The sequence below is a fragment of the Streptomyces sp. NPDC090022 genome (assembly GCF_044748145.1).
Classification (GTDB): domain Bacteria; phylum Actinomycetota; class Actinomycetes; order Streptomycetales; family Streptomycetaceae; genus Streptomyces.
The window spans coordinates 49,837-63,341 of sequence record NZ_JBIVFN010000024.1; the positions used below are offsets into that span (position 1 = coordinate 49,837).

Genomic DNA, 13,505 nt, shown 5'->3' on the forward strand with positions numbered 1-13,505 from the left:
ATGGGTTCGGTCCCGTCGGCGTACGCGCTGGTCGGGGAGGCCGGTGGCGGTGGCCGCGGCCTAGATACGGATCAAGGTGGCGCACCAGCGGCCGGTGGAGATGCCGCACAGGGCGACCAGGTCGCCGGGGTTCAGCTCGCCGCGCTCGATCTGGAGGCCCAGCGAGATCAGCTGGTCGGCGCCGCCCATGTGACCGTGGTCGGGGGCGAGGGCCGCGTTGGTCCGGTCCACCGGCACGCCGAGCGGCGTGGCCACGGCGGCGATGCTGGCGGGGACGTCGTTGAGGTAGATGACGTGGTCGATGTCGCCGCGGCTCACCCCGGCGCGGCGGGCCGCGCCCTCGATGACCTCGACAAGCCGGGTGTAGCGCTCGCCGATGAACTTCCGCAGCTTGGCGGGGTCCCCGGCGAACTGCTCGCGTACCTGGTCGTACGCGGACGGGGCGTCGGCGCTGGTCCAGCCGGCCGGCGGGAGCGGGGTGAGCGCGCCGCCGAAGTCCAGGCGCAGCAGGTCGCTGTACTCGGGGTCGGTGAACTGCTCGCCGGCCAGCCAGCGGTTGGCGTCGTGGCCGCGGGTGACGACGACGGCGACGGCCGCGTCGCTGAGCACGGTGTTGATGACGTTCATCCGGTTGCGGTGGAACTCGCTGACCCGGTTGACGACCACGAACAGCGCGTGCCGGGCCTCCGGCTGCATCGCGAACGTCGAGGCCACGTAGAAGAGGCCGTTGACGCCCGAGCCGCAGCCCTCGTTGAGCAGCAGGGTCTGGGTGCGCTCGATCTTCAGCTCGCGGGCCAGTGCCGAGGCGCTGTCCCAGTAGGAGTACTCGGGCATGTCGGTGGTGGCGACCACCACCAGGTCGAGGGCGTCGGCGGTGATCCCGGCCCGGTCCAGGGCCTGTTGGGCGGCCTGGCGCGAGAGGTCGGTGGCGGTGACGTCGTCGGCGGCGCGGTGGAAGGTCCGGTAGCCCCACTTGACGACGCGCTCGGGGTCGGGCACGTAGTCGGCGGCGACGGCCGCGACGTCCTGGTCCTCGCCGAAGGCGTAGCCGAAGCCGGCGATGCCGATGTCGACGGCCGGGCTCCCGGCGGCCGGTGCGGTGGCGGCGGTGGCGGTGGTGGCGGTGTCCGTCGTCATCAGGCGGCTTCCCGGGCGGTGGACTCCGCCTCCGACAGGCGCCAGGCGAGGTCGTCCGCGGCCTCCGCCAGCGTCCGCTCGAACAGGATCATCAGGTCGTACTCGTCGCCGAAGCGCTCCCGGGCGTACTCCCCCAGCTGGAGCGCGAGCGCGGAGTGCCCGCCCAGCTCCAGGAAGGTGTCCTCCAGGGCGATCTCGGGCTCCTCCAGGAGGTCGGCCACCCACTCCAGGGTCGCCCTGCGGATCTCCTCGGCGCGCGTGGTGGTGTCGTTGCTCATCGGGTACGGCTCCTCTCCTCTTCCCAGATCCGGGCCACCTCGGCCCGGTTGACCTTGCCGTTGACGGTGCGCGGCAGGTACGGCAGCGGCAGCGCCCGGTAGCTGGAGGGGTGCATGTACGAGGGCAGCAGCTCCCGTACGTGGCCGCGCAGCGCCCGCGTGCCGGGGTCGGCGGCGCCCTCGGCGACCACGTACGCCGCGACCAGCCGCTGGTCGCCGGGCTTGAACTCGTGCACCCAGACCACCGCGTCGGCGATGTCCTGGTGGGCCTGGACCGCGACCTCGATGTCGCTGAGCTCGATGCGGTGGCCGCGCAGCTTGACCTGGAGGTCGGCGCGCCCGACGTAGCCGTAGCCGCCGTCCGCGCGCGGGGTGACCAGGTCGCCGGTGCGGTAGAAGCGGACGCCGTCGACGGTGGGGAACCGCTCGGCGGTCAGCTCGGGCCGGCCCAGGTAGCCGTCGGCGACCTGGGGGCCGCTCAGCCACAGCTCGCCCTCCTCGCCGGTGGCGGCGTCGCGGCCGTCGACGGTGACCACGCGGGCGCCGCCGGAGAGCAGCGCGCCGATCGAGAGGGTGTCGGTGTCGAGGTCCTCCTCGGTCACCGCGTGGTAGGTGCTGAGCACGGCGGCCTCGGTGACCCCGTACATGTTGACCAGCACGGTGCTGGAGAGCCCGAACTGCTTGGCCCAGGGGCGGACGGTCTCCGGGGTGAGCTTCTCGCCGCCGAAGATCACGTAGCGCAGGGCGGGCAGGGCCTTCTGGTCGCGGAGCATGATGCCGGTCATCGCGCTGAAGGCGGTCGGGGTCTGGCTCAGGACGGTGATCGCCTCGTCGGCGATGAAGTGCATGCACGCCTCGGGCGAGCGCGAGGTGCCCGGCGGCAGCACCACCAGGCGGGCGCCGGTGGCCAGCGGGCCCCAGATCTCCCACACCGAGAAGTCGAAGGCGATGGAGTGGAACAGCAGCCAGCTGTCGTGCTCGTCGAAGGCGAACGGCCCCTCGGTGCTCGCCAGCAGGACCGCCGCGGCACCGTGCGGGACGAGGACGCCCTTGGGGCGGCCGGTGGTGCCGGAGGTGTAGATGATGTACGCGGTGTCGGCGGGGTCGGGTGCGGGCCGGTCCTGCCGGACCGGCCGGGGAGCGGCCGGGGCGTTCAGCAGGCCGGTGATCCGCTCCTCGGAGACCACCGGGACCGCGCCGGTCTCGCAGGTGTCGGGGTCGCCCAGGAAGGCGGTGACCTGGCTGTCGGAGACGATGAACTGGTTGCGCGAGGGCGGGTTGCGCACCTCCAGCGGCACGTACGCGGCGCCCGCCTTCATGATGCCGATCATCGAGGCGATGGCGGCGGCGCCCGGCGGCATCCGCAGCGCCACCCGGTCGCCCCGGCCGACGCCGAGGTCCGCCAGCAGCGCCGCGACGGCGTCGGTCCAGGTGTCCAGGCGGCGGTAGGAGTACGAGGCTCCGTCCGCCGACAGCGCGGTGCGGTCCGGGAACCGCTCGGCCGAGTCGGCGAAGACCTCGGTCAGCGCGCGGTAGTCGGTGGCGCGCTCGGCGCGCGGCGGACCGATGGTGGGCAGGGTCATGGCTCCCCCTTGCGGGCGTACGGGTGGCGTACGGATGGGACGTGCGGTGGCCGGCCGGGGTGCTACCAGTCGGCGATGTGGGACGCGCGGATGTCCTGTTCGGCCCGGTCCGGGTTGGGGGCGGGCCGGGCGAAGGAGCGGTTGTAGTAGACGAGCGGGGTGCGGTCGCTCGTATGGGCCTCCTCGACGCAGCCGATCAGGATGCTGTGGTCGCCGGCGTCGACGATGGAGTGCAGGGAGCAGGCGACGCGTACGGAGGTGTGGTGCAGTCCGGGCAGGCCCAGCTCGCACACCTCCATGTCGCCCGCGGCGAACCGGTCGATACCGGAGGTCGCGAACCGGCGGGCCACCGTGTGCTGTTCCTCGGCCAGCACGTTGATCAGGAAGTGCCGGGCGGTGGTGAACGCGGCGTGGGTGCTGGCGCCCTTGTCCAGGCAGACCGAGACCAGCGGCGGGTCGAGGGAGACCGAGCTGAACGAACTGGCGGTGAACCCCCAGGGCTTGCCGTCCGCGTCGAGGGTGGTGACCACCGTCACCGGGCCGGGGACCAGCGCCATCGTGCGGGTGAGCAGGGAGCGCTCCATGATGGGACGTCACTCTCCGATCAGGGCTGGAGGCGGGCGGTGCGCCAGCGGGCGCCGTGCCGCGTGTAGCGGAGCCGGCGGTGCAGCCGGTCGGAGGCGGCGGACCAGAACTCGATCTCGTCGGGCCGCAGCAGGTAGCCGGTGAACCGCTCGGGGCGCGGCAGCGCCCGGCCGGTGTCCAGCAGCCGGTACGCCTCGGTGCGCAGGCCCTCCAGTTCCGCGGGCCCGTCGGCGCCGTCGAGGGGTTCGCTCTGCCGGGAGACGGTGGTCATGGAGTGCAGGGGCACCGGGCGGGCCGCCCACAGGGCGTCGCTCTCGGCGGGCGAGAGCGCGGTGACCGGGCCGTTCAGGGCGATCTGCTGGCCGAGCTCGCGCCAGTACAGCAGGGCCGACGCCCAGCCGGTCTCGGCCAGTTCGCGGCCCTTGCGGCTGGTGGAGTGGGTGGTGAAGACCAGGCCCTGGTCGCTCTCGCGGGTGAGGGTGACGATCCGGCTGGAGGCGCGGCCGTCGGCGCCGGCGGTGGCCAGGGCCACCGAGCGGGGCTCGCGCACCCCGCGCCGTACGGCCTCGGCCAGCCACTCACGGACCAGGGGCATCGGTTCGGCGGGCGGGCTGTCGTACGCGGGGAAGTCGAGGTCCGCGTCCCCCGAGAGGGACTCGAACCGGCTGGTGTCGATCCGGGTGCTCATGAGCGGCTGCACTCCTAGACGTAGATGGTTCCGCGGGCGACGACGGTCCCGTAGCCACCGACCCGCACGCCGTCGACGCGGTCCGCGGTGCCGTGGGCGGTGGCGCACATGTGCGAGGGCCGGCCCATCTCCACCCCTTGCGTGATCTTGATGCGCTGTCCGTACGGCGCCAGGCCGTGCCGGGCCAGGTGGATGGCCAGGGGGCCGGCGGCCGAGCCGGTCGCCGCGTCCTCCACCACCCCGTAGGCCGGGGAGAACATCCGGGTGCGCCATTCCTCGCCCTTTCCGGCGAAGCAGTTGGCCGCCATGTCGGGGAACCTCGACAGCGCCCGGTGGTCGGGCTCCAGGGCGGAGAGCGCCTCGACGCTCTCCAGCCCGACGAAGACGTGCCGGGGGCCGTTGCGGTAGATCTCCACCGGGGCGGTGGACTCCGTCAGGCCCAGGGCCTCCAGGAGGGCGTCGGCGTGCTCGTAGGGCTCCCAGGTGGGATGCGGCTGGCGCATCTGCACGATCACCGCGCCGTCGGCGTTGTCCATGCCGACGTCGAAGGGGATCACGCCCATCCCGGTCTCCAGCCGCAGCCGTTCCTCCTTGCGGGCCACTCCCAGCGCCTTGCGGCTCAGGCCCAGGGCCACGGCGGTGCCCAGCAGCGGGTGCCCGGCGAAGGGCAGCTCGTTGACCGGGGTGAAGATCCGGATCCGGGCGTCGGCCGCGTCCGCCTCGGCGGGCAGCACGAAGGTGACCTCGGAGAGGTTCATCTCCCGTGCGATGGCCTGCATCCGGTCGGAGGTCAGGTCCTCGCTGCCGAAGAAGACGGCCACGGGGTTGCCTTCGAGCGCCTTGCGCGCGAAGGCGTCCACGACCATGTAGTCATGCATTGGAGGGAACTCCCTGGCTGAGTGCGAAGGCTGGGCCGAGGCCGCCGAGGGTGGTGAGCGGGTGCTCGCCCTCCACCGCGGCCTCGACGTCGAATCTGCAGCGGTGCGCCGGCGGGGTGCCGATCAGCTCCGCGGCCCGGTTGGGCGGCAGGACGCCGTCGGCCGGGCGCTCGCTCCACAGCATCACCGCGCCCCACCGGTTGGCCGTCTCGTCGGCCAGCCACAGCTTCAGCACCAGCCCCGGTACCCCGGTCCAGGCGCCGATGCCCTCCTCGTGCAGGTGGGCGCGCATCGAGGCGATGCTCTGCCCGGTGCCCTCCAGGTCCCACCAGGCGACGTCGACCCTCATCCGACCCGCACCCCCAGCACGCCCAGCAGCGTCTCGCCGAGGATCCGCGGGCCGTCGACGGTGAGCACCGACTCGGCGTGGAACTGCATCGACGCGAAGTGCGGGCCGCGCAGCGCGTGCACCTCGCAGGTCCTCGGGTCCCGGCTGACCTCGATCATCCCGAGCTCGCCGCCGTCGACCTTGTCGTCCAGGCTCTGGGCGGCGTACGTGTTGTAGAAGCCGACCCGCTCGTAGCTGCCGAAGAAGTCGATCTCGCGCTGCACGCCCTGGTTGGGCACCGGCCGGCGCACCAGGTCCAGGCCGAGCCGGGTGCTGAGGACCTGGTGGCTCAGGCACACGGCCACGAACGGCCGCCGCTCGGCCAGCAGCCGGGCGGCCGCCCGGTGCAGGTGGACGATCCGCGGGTCGCCCGCGTCGCGCGGGTCGCCGGGGCCGGGGCCGAGCACCACCACGTCGTACGCGTCGAGGGCGTACGGCTCGTCGAAGCGGCGTACGGTCACCTCCAGCCCGAGCGCGGCCAGTTGCTGGCCGATCATCGCGGTGAAGGTGTCCTCGGCGTCGACGACCAGGGCGCTCAGCCCGGTCAGACCCGGCACCCGGGCGTCGGGGCGGGCCCCGTCCCCGCTCAGCCAGAACGAGGCGATGCCCGTGTTGCGGGAGGCGAGCGCCGCGCGGACCGCGGGGTGCTGGGCGAAGCGCACGGGCGCGGCCGGCTCCAGCACGCCGAGCAGTCCGGCGGCCTTGGCGCGGGTCTCGGCGACCTCGGAGGCCGGGTCGGAGTGGCGCACCAGGGTGGCGCCGACGCCGATCCGCATGTCCCCGGCCGCGTCGATGTCGGCGGTGCGGATGAGGATGGCGGAGTCGAGGGAGCGGCTGCCGTCGGGCTCGCGGCCGATGAGGGCGGCGACACCGCCGTAGTAGCCGCGGCCGCCGGGCTCGTGGCGGGCGATGACGCGGGCGGCGCTCTCCAGGGGGCTGCCGGTGACGGTCGGCGCGAACATCGTCTCGTACAGGATCTCGCGTACGTCGCGGCGCGTGGTGCCCTCGATGAAGTACTCGGTGTGGGCGAGGCGGGCCATCTCCTTGAGGTAGGGGCCGGTGACCCGGCCGCCCGACTCGCAGATGCGGGCCATCATCTTCAGTTCCTCGTCGACGACCATGTACAGCTCGTCGGCCTCCTTGCGGTCGGCGAGGAAGCGGGTGACCCCGTCGAGGGTGGGGCCCTGCGCGGGGTAGCGGTAGGTGCCGCTGATGGGGTTCATCACCGCGGTGCCGCCGTGCAGCGAGACGTGCCGCTCGGGGGTGGCGCCGACGAACGTACGGCCGCCGGTGTGGATGACGAAGGTCCAGTACGCGCCCTGCTCGCGCTCCAGCAGCCGCCGGAACAGCGCCAGCGCGGTGCGCGGGCCGTAGTAGTCGATGCGGGCCAGGTAGGAGCGCTTGATGACGAAGTTGGAGCCGGCGCCGGAGCCGATCTCGTCGCGGACGATCCGGCGGACGGTGTCGGCGTACTCCTCGTCGCCGACGTCGAAGCGCCCGCCGGTCAGGGTCACGGGGACGTCGGCGATCCGGCCCGGCAGGTCGGCGAGCGCGAGGTCGTCCTGCGCGTCGACGGCGAGCGCCAGCAGCGGCGCCCCGTCGTCGGGTGCGTGGAAGCCGCGCTCGGAGAGCTGCCGGTAGGGGACGACGACCAGCACCTGCTCGGTGTCCAGCGGTACGGCGGCCAGCGAGGCGGGGCTGGTCACGCCGCCGGTGAGGACGGTGACGGTGCCCGGGTCCCGCTCGGGCCGGTGCAGCAGGGCGAAGGAGTCCAGCTCCCCGGCCTGGATCCGGTCGAGGAGGTCTCTGTGCCGGGTCATGCGAAGACCTCCTGGGCGGTGACGACGCTGCCGCAGCGCTGGGCGGCGTACGTGAGCGCGAGCGTGTGGTGGACCTCGGAGAAGTCGCCGACGGCGTCGGCCACGAGGAAGGGCTGGATGTCGTGGCTGTAGGCGTCCATGGCGGTGGCCAGCACCCCGACGTGGGCGTACACCCCGCACAGGACGAGCTGGTCGCGGCCGGCGGCGCGCAGGAACTCCAGCAGGTCGGTGCGGAAGAAGGCGCTGTAGCGCCACTTGGTCAGGACCAGGTCACCGGGCTCGGGCGCGAGCTCGGGCACCACCTCGCGGTCCTCGGGGGCGGTGCGCATGCCCGGCCCCCAGAAATCCTTGAGCAGCCCGCGGTCGGCCTCGGACATCCGGCCGGGCTGCGCCGTGTAGGCGACGGGCACGCCGAGGGCGGCGGCCCGCTTGCGCAGCTGGGCGGCGTTGTGGACCAGGTCGGAGCGGAGCGGGTCGGGCAGGGCGGCCAGGAAGTAGCGCTGCATGTCGTGGACGAGCAGCACCGCGCGGTCCGGGTCCGCCGTCCAGTCGGCGACGTTCTCCGGCAGGGTCCGCCGGGTCGGCAGGGGGTAGGACTCCACGGTCGGCAGGCCGGCCATCGGGCATCTCCTTAGGTGGGGATTCCTTCGCGCCGGACCTGGGGGACCTCGATCCCGAGGGCGCGGAACTGGTTCGTGGGGTTCATGAACTCGCGCTGCTGCTTGATCCGCCCGCCTTCGAACAGGAACGAGTGGATGAAGTGGTTGCGGTAGTGGCCCACCGGATAGCCCGGGTAGACGATCTTTCCTTCGCCGCGGCACTCCACCCAGAAGCGGTCGGGGTCCTGGGTGTCGTAGATCTCGATGTCGGTCCAGGTCCAGTCGGGGAAGCAGCGCAGGGACCACACCGCGTGCTCGCCGAGGCGGTCGCGGCCGGTGATGGTGATGGGCTCGCCGGTCTCGGTGGTCCACAGACCGCCGACCCCGTCCTCGGTGAAGAGCAGGTGCCGCTTCAGGCGGTCCTCGCCCCGGGTGTTCATGTACTGCTCCACGATGGCGCGGTTGGCCTCGCGCACCTTCTGCTCGTCGCTCATGTCCAGCTCCTGTGCTCGGGTCGGGTCGGCTTCTCTGCGTTCGGCGGGCGGGCTCAGACCAGCAGGCTGACCTCGCGCGGGTCCTTGCCGACCAGCGCGCGGCCGTAGAGCTGGGCCGGGATGCCCATGCCGAAGCCGGCGTGCCGGCTGCCGACGTTGACGTCGCGCCAGATCCGCTGGAGGGGGCTCGCCTCGCTGAAGGCGGAGGAGCCGTACGCGGTCATCAGCAGGTCCACGGCCTCCCGGCACAACTGGGCGACCTGGGTGGAGTTCTGCCGGGCCGCGGCGCGCGTGAGGACGTCGGGGAACTCGCCCGCGTAGGCGTACCGGTCGGCGGTGTCGGCGATCCGCGCGGCCAGCAGCTTCGCCGTCTCGATCTTGGTGGCGGCCTCGGCGAGGTCGAGCTGGAGGGTCGGGGACTCGGCCTGGTTGGGGAACTTCGATCCGGCGGCGGGCCGGTTCGGCGCCGCCTCGCGGACCAGGTCGAAGGCGGCGGTGGCGCCGCCGATCAGCGAGCCCAGCAGACCGATGGAGAACAGCCCCACCAGGCTGTTGCGGTAGCGGTTGCCCGCGTCGACGAGGCCGTCGGTCCGCCCGGCCAGCAGCGGCGCGTACGGCAGCAGCCGCCGCTTCGGCACGAACACCCCGGTGGCGACGACCGTGTTGCTGCCGGTCCCGCGCATCCCGGCGAAGTGCCAGGTGTCCTTGACCTCGACCTCGTCGGCCCGCATCAGCGCGAAGTGGACGACCGGCTCGCCGCCCTCGGTGGGGACGGCGATCAGCACCCCCACCCAGTCGGCGTGCAGGGATCCGGATACGTAGCCCCACTCGCCGGTGACGAGCACCCCGTCCTCGGCGTGCTCGACGCCGCGCGCCGGCATGCCGAGCACCAGGGCGGTGCGGGCGTCGGCGTTCAGGCTCCACACCTCGTCCTGGACCTCGCGGGGGAAGAGGGAGGCCACGAAGTTGCCGGCGTTGAGCACCCCGGTGATCCAGGCGGCGGAGGAACAGCCGCGGCCCACCTCGCTGGCGACCTCCAGCAGGGTGCGGATGTCGGCCTCGTGGCCGCCCAGCCGCTTCGGCGTCATCAGCCGGAACAGGCCCGCCTCGGTGAGCGCGGCCACGCCGCGGGCGGTCAGCCGGCGCTCGCGGTCGGTCTCGGACGCGTCCTCCCACAGGGCCGGGCGCAGTCCGGCGGCACGGTCCACGAGCTCGGCGGTCAGCCCGGTCAGCTCAGTCTGCACGGTCGTGATCCCTTCAAGAAAGCGGGTGGTGGGGAGGTCAGTTGCCCTGGGCGGCGCGGGCGAGGGTGTCCCACTGCTTCCAGCCGGCCAGCCGCTCCTCGTAGGAGGCGGTGATGGTGTCCAGGACGGTGGCGCCGAGCAGCAGGCGCAGCGGCGGGTTCGGGGAGTCGACGAGCTCCAGCACGGGCCCGGCGGTGGCGGCCGGGTCGCCGGGGGCGGAGCCGGCCGACGGGGCCTCGGCGACGTCCGCGTAGGCCTCGCCCGGCTCGGCCCAGACGGCGGAGGCGCCGCGCCAGTCGGTCTTGTACGGCCCCGGCTCGACGAGGGTGACGTGGATGCCGAACCGGCCGACCTCCTGGGCGAGGGCGTCGGTCAGGCCCTCGATGGCCCACTTGGAGGCGTGGTAGAGGCCGAGCATCGGCCAGGAGGCCAGGCCCGCGATGGACGACATCTGCAGGATGTGACCGGCGCCCTGGGCGCGCAGCAGGGGCAGCGCGGCCTGGGTGACCCACAGGGTGCCGAAGAGGTTGGTGTCGATCTGGTCCCGGGCCTGGGCCTCGGTGATGTCCTCGACGGCGCCGAAGAGGCCGTACCCGGCGTTGTTGACGACCACGTCGAGCCGGCCGAAGTGGGCGTGGGCGGCGGCGACGGCGGCGAAGGCCGCCTCGCGGTCGCGGACGTCGAGCCGGAGCGGCAGCACCGCGTCGCCGTACGCCTCGACGAGGCCGTCGAGGCTGTCGAGCGAACGGGCGGTGGCGGCGACCCGGTCGCCGCGCCGCAGGGCGGCCTCGGCCCAGACCCTGCCGAAGCCCCGGGACGTGCCGGTGATGAACCAGACCTTGCCAGCCACAGTCGAACTCCTTCTGCCCGGTGTCCCGTTGGGTTTCTGGCCCCTTATTCATCCCGATGAATGCCGGGGTGTCCACGTGCCTGAATTCGGACACCTGTCGGGCATCCGCGGGGCAGCCGGTGTCCGACTGCGGAATTTCCGCACCCGGACACGGCGGCCATTCCTGGACGGGTGGGCGGCGGGCAATACTGCGGCCGATACGCACTCCATCCACCGCCACCGCCACCGCAAGGAGATTCGCGTGAGCGACTCGGACAAGCCCTTCGACTACGCCGCGGCCGACTTCAACTCCGTCTACACGGGCGGGGAGCTGCTGGAGGGCGCGGCCATCAAGGTCGTGCCGTGGGACATCGGCGAGGCCCAGCCGGACGTGGTCGAGCTGGAGCAGAAGGGGCGGTTCTCCGGCGCCGTCCTCGACATCGGCTGCGGCCCGGGCGACAACGCCGTCTTCCTGGCCGGCCGCGGCCACCGGGTGACCGCGATCGACGCGGCCTCGGCCGCCGTCGACCAGGCCCGGGAGCGGGCCGCCGCGGCCGGGCTGGAGATCGAGTTCGCGGTCGCCGACGCCACCGACCTGGCCGGCTACGAGGGCCGCTTCGACTCGGTCCTGGACAGCGCCCTCTTCCACACCCTGCCCGGGCCCGCCCGCCCGCTGTACGCGGCCGCCCTGCACCGGGTCACCCGGCCCGGCGCGCAGCTGAGCGTGCTGTGCTTCGCCGACGTACCCGGCGGGATGCCGGCGCCGCTGTCGGTGCCGGGCGAGGAACTGCGGGCCACGCTGACGGAGGCGGGCTGGGAGATCACGCTGATGGAGCTGTCGGAGTACGCCGGTGTCGCCGTCGGCATGGAGAAGTTCTTCGAGCGGACGGGCCAGCGGCCCCGCCTCGACGACAAGGGCCGCACCCGGCTCCCGGTGTGGAAGGTCTTCGCCGAGCGGGTCTCCGGGTGACCGGGACCTCCCCGGGCCCCGCCGCCGCCTTCCACCCGGCGCGGCGCGCGTTCCCCGTGCTGCGCGCCCGCCGGGTGGGGGCCACGGCCGCCTTCTACGAGCGGCTCGGCTTCGCGGCCGGGCACCGGCACCCGGCCAAGGGCGAGCCGGACTTCGTCACGCTGCGCCGGCACGACACGGAGCTCGCGGTGAGCCGGGACGACCGGGCGGTGGCCTCGGCGGCCGGCGGGATCGACCTGTTCGTGTTCGTGGAGGCCGTGGACGCGACGGTGGAGTCCCTCCGGCTCGCCGGAACGCCGGTGGTCCAGGAACCGGAGGACACCCCGTGGGGCGAACGCGTGGCCTACGTCCAGGACCCGGCGGGCAACCGCGTGGGCCTGGGCCAACCGGTCCCCTAGCGGGGGGCCGGACTGTATCGCCGGTGCGGACCGTGCGTGGCTGGTCGCGCAGTTCCCCGCGCCCCTGACCTCGGTGTCCTGCACGGCAGGTGCCCCGGAGCCGATGGCTCCGGGGCACCTCTACGACCGGGCCCCGTAGGGGCGCGGGGAACTGCGCGAACGACCCACGACGGGCCGCACCCGACGACCTGCCCCGGCCCCCGCCAGGGGCGCGGGGAACTGCGCGATCAGCCACGTGCGGCCCGCACCCGACGACCCGGCCCAGGCTCCCCAGGGGCGCCGCCGTTACGGCGAGACGGTCAGCCCCGGGCGGAACACGTTCCCCGGGTCGTACACACCCCGCAGCTTCGCCAGCCGCCCCCGCGTCCCCGCGTCGAACAGCTCCTCCGCATACGCGTCGGCCGCCCGCTCGCCGTAGACGAAGTTCAGCGAGCGGCCCAGCGTCCAGGGGGCCACCGCCTCGTCCAGCGCCGCGTGCGCCGCCCGGATCGCGTCCGCCGGCGCGTCGTCCGAGCCCGACAGCACCCGCAGGATGTACGCCGCCTCCCGCCAGGGCACCGCGTTCGCCACCTCCGGCTCCCGCGCCAGCGCCCCGCCCAGGTGCCGCAGGTCCACGATGCACGGGACGGCCGCACCGGGCCCCGCCAGGGTGCGTACGGCGTCCAGCACCTCCGGCGGCAGCCCGCTCAGCAGCACCGCGTTGCCGTCGTACGCGTGCGCGAACGTCGGCTCGGCGTAGATGGAGCCGACCTCGGGGTAGGCCAGTTCGCCCAGGTGCTCGTGGATGATCTCGGCGCCGAACTCCCGCCAGGGCCGCACCAGCCCGGGGCCGGCCGCCAGATCCGTGGTGGCGAAGCGCACGTGCACGACGTGGCGGCCGCGCAGCGGCTCCGGGAAGACCGGGATGGGCGGGTACTCGATCATGCCGACGGAGGCGGTGACCGACTCGGGGGCGGTTGCCGTCCAGGCCGCGAAGTGGGCCAGGACCCGCTCGGCCTGGCCGGCGTCGAAGTACATGCCGCCGCCGTAGACGGTGGCGACCGGCAGCAGGGAGATCTCCAGCGCGGTGACGACGCCGAAGTGGTCGCGCCCGCCGCGCAGCGCCCAGAACAGGTCGGGGTCGCTGTCGGCGGTGACGTGCCGCAGCCGGCCGTCCGCGGTCACCACGTCGACGGCCCGCACCAGGTCGGCGGCGTAGCCGAACTCGCGGGCCAGCAGGCCGAGTCCGCCGGCCAGGGTGTAGCCGACGACGCCGACGTGCCCGGCGGAGCCGGACAGCGGGGCCAGCCCGTGCGGGGCGGTCCGCTCGACGACCTGCTCCCAGCGCACGCCCGCCTCGATGCGGGCGGTACGGGCCTCGGCGTCGACGGTGATGGCGTCCAGCCGCCGGGTGCTGACGACCAGGCCGCCCCGGTCGAGGACGGTGACGCCGTGCCCGGTGGACTGCGCGGTGACGGCCAGCCCCCGTTCGGCGGCCCAGGCCACCGCGCGGCGGACGTCCTCGGCGGTGGCGGCGCCGACGACGACGGCCGGCCGGTGGTGGTATCCGGTCTGGAATCCGGTGAGTTCCTCCTCGTACCCTTCCTCGCCGGGGGTGCGGACGATACCGGTCAC

General features: G+C 73.6%; 15 protein-coding genes. 2 read left to right on the forward strand and 13 right to left on the reverse strand.

From position 1 onward, the window contains the following. Positions 1-60: 60 nt before the first annotated feature. The 12 genes from ACIPXB_RS30200 to ACIPXB_RS30255 form a co-directional block, all read right to left on the reverse strand. The gene (locus tag ACIPXB_RS30200) at positions 61-1,137 is read right to left on the reverse strand and encodes a 3-oxoacyl-ACP synthase III family protein (protein WP_401454907.1); all 1,077 of its coding nucleotides are present in this window, start codon (positions 1,135-1,137) and stop codon (positions 61-63) included. Next, complete coding sequence (locus ACIPXB_RS30205; RefSeq protein WP_401454908.1) at positions 1,137-1,415, reverse strand: phosphopantetheine-binding protein; 279 nt, start codon at positions 1,413-1,415, stop codon at positions 1,137-1,139. The genes ACIPXB_RS30200 and ACIPXB_RS30205 overlap by 1 nt, the downstream gene beginning before the upstream one ends. Further along, on the reverse strand, positions 1,412-2,998 hold the full coding sequence (locus ACIPXB_RS30210; protein ID WP_401454909.1) for an amino acid adenylation domain-containing protein: 1,587 nt from the start codon (positions 2,996-2,998) through the stop codon (positions 1,412-1,414). The genes ACIPXB_RS30205 and ACIPXB_RS30210 overlap by 4 nt, the downstream gene beginning before the upstream one ends. Positions 2,999-3,060: 62 nt before the next feature. After that, positions 3,061-3,582, reverse strand: a complete 522-nt coding sequence (locus tag ACIPXB_RS30215) for a flavin reductase family protein (RefSeq protein WP_401454910.1) — start codon at positions 3,580-3,582, stop codon at positions 3,061-3,063. 20 nt (positions 3,583-3,602) lie between these two features. Next, entirely contained in the window at positions 3,603-4,271 is a 669-nt protein-coding gene (phzG, locus tag ACIPXB_RS30220) for a phenazine biosynthesis FMN-dependent oxidase PhzG (RefSeq protein WP_401454912.1), read from the reverse strand. Between the two features lie 14 nt (positions 4,272-4,285). Continuing rightward, positions 4,286-5,149, reverse strand: a complete 864-nt coding sequence (locus ACIPXB_RS30225; RefSeq protein WP_401454915.1) for a PhzF family phenazine biosynthesis protein — start codon at positions 5,147-5,149, stop codon at positions 4,286-4,288. Then, entirely contained in the window at positions 5,142-5,498 is a 357-nt protein-coding gene (locus ACIPXB_RS30230; RefSeq protein WP_401454917.1) for a hypothetical protein, read from the reverse strand. Before ACIPXB_RS30230 ends, ACIPXB_RS30225 begins: the two co-directional genes overlap by 8 nt. Further along, positions 5,495-7,357 carry an anthranilate synthase family protein gene (locus tag ACIPXB_RS30235; RefSeq protein ID WP_401454919.1) on the reverse strand — a complete coding sequence of 621 codons (1,863 nt, stop codon included), beginning with the start codon at positions 7,355-7,357 and terminating at the stop codon, positions 5,495-5,497. Before ACIPXB_RS30235 ends, ACIPXB_RS30230 begins: the two co-directional genes overlap by 4 nt. Then, positions 7,354-7,977: an isochorismatase family protein gene (locus tag ACIPXB_RS30240; RefSeq protein ID WP_401454922.1), complete on the reverse strand. Its 624-nt coding sequence runs from the start codon at positions 7,975-7,977 to the stop codon at positions 7,354-7,356. Before ACIPXB_RS30240 ends, ACIPXB_RS30235 begins: the two co-directional genes overlap by 4 nt. Before the next feature lie 11 nt (positions 7,978-7,988). Next, the gene (locus tag ACIPXB_RS30245; RefSeq protein ID WP_401454925.1) at positions 7,989-8,450 is read right to left on the reverse strand and encodes a PhzA/PhzB family protein; all 462 of its coding nucleotides are present in this window, start codon (positions 8,448-8,450) and stop codon (positions 7,989-7,991) included. Between the two features lie 53 nt (positions 8,451-8,503). Beyond that, positions 8,504-9,694, reverse strand: coding sequence for an acyl-CoA dehydrogenase family protein (locus tag ACIPXB_RS30250; protein ID WP_401454928.1), 1,191 nt, complete (start codon positions 9,692-9,694; stop codon positions 8,504-8,506). A 37-nt stretch (positions 9,695-9,731) separates the two neighbouring features. Further along, positions 9,732-10,544, reverse strand: coding sequence for an SDR family NAD(P)-dependent oxidoreductase (locus tag ACIPXB_RS30255; protein WP_401454930.1), 813 nt, complete (start codon positions 10,542-10,544; stop codon positions 9,732-9,734). Between the two features lie 241 nt (positions 10,545-10,785). Between ACIPXB_RS30255 and ACIPXB_RS30260 the strand changes: the two genes are divergently transcribed. Beyond that, entirely contained in the window at positions 10,786-11,493 is a 708-nt protein-coding gene (locus ACIPXB_RS30260) for a class I SAM-dependent methyltransferase (RefSeq protein ID WP_401454933.1), read from the forward strand. Then, positions 11,490-11,891, forward strand: a complete 402-nt coding sequence (locus ACIPXB_RS30265; RefSeq protein ID WP_401454937.1) for a VOC family protein — start codon at positions 11,490-11,492, stop codon at positions 11,889-11,891. The genes ACIPXB_RS30260 and ACIPXB_RS30265 overlap by 4 nt, the downstream gene beginning before the upstream one ends. 285 nt (positions 11,892-12,176) lie before the next feature. Here ACIPXB_RS30265 and ACIPXB_RS30270 read toward each other — a convergent pair whose 3' ends face one another. Next, entirely contained in the window at positions 12,177-13,505 is a 1,329-nt protein-coding gene (locus tag ACIPXB_RS30270) for an FAD-binding oxidoreductase (RefSeq protein WP_401454939.1), read from the reverse strand.

Coding starts and splice junctions, on each gene's coding strand:
- ACIPXB_RS30200 (WP_401454907.1), bottom strand. CDS start 1,137: ATGACGACGGACACCGCCACCACCGCCACCGCCGCCACCGCACCGGCC.
- ACIPXB_RS30205 (WP_401454908.1), bottom strand. CDS start 1,415: ATGAGCAACGACACCACCACGCGCGCCGAGGAGATCCGCAGGGCGACC.
- ACIPXB_RS30210 (WP_401454909.1), bottom strand. CDS start 2,998: ATGACCCTGCCCACCATCGGTCCGCCGCGCGCCGAGCGCGCCACCGAC.
- ACIPXB_RS30215 (WP_401454910.1), bottom strand. CDS start 3,582: ATGGAGCGCTCCCTGCTCACCCGCACGATGGCGCTGGTCCCCGGCCCG.
- phzG (WP_401454912.1), bottom strand. CDS start 4,271: ATGAGCACCCGGATCGACACCAGCCGGTTCGAGTCCCTCTCGGGGGAC.
- ACIPXB_RS30225 (WP_401454915.1), bottom strand. CDS start 5,149: ATGCATGACTACATGGTCGTGGACGCCTTCGCGCGCAAGGCGCTCGAA.
- ACIPXB_RS30230 (WP_401454917.1), bottom strand. CDS start 5,498: ATGAGGGTCGACGTCGCCTGGTGGGACCTGGAGGGCACCGGGCAGAGC.
- ACIPXB_RS30235 (WP_401454919.1), bottom strand. CDS start 7,357: ATGACCCGGCACAGAGACCTCCTCGACCGGATCCAGGCCGGGGAGCTG.
- ACIPXB_RS30240 (WP_401454922.1), bottom strand. CDS start 7,977: ATGGCCGGCCTGCCGACCGTGGAGTCCTACCCCCTGCCGACCCGGCGG.
- ACIPXB_RS30245 (WP_401454925.1), bottom strand. CDS start 8,450: ATGAGCGACGAGCAGAAGGTGCGCGAGGCCAACCGCGCCATCGTGGAG.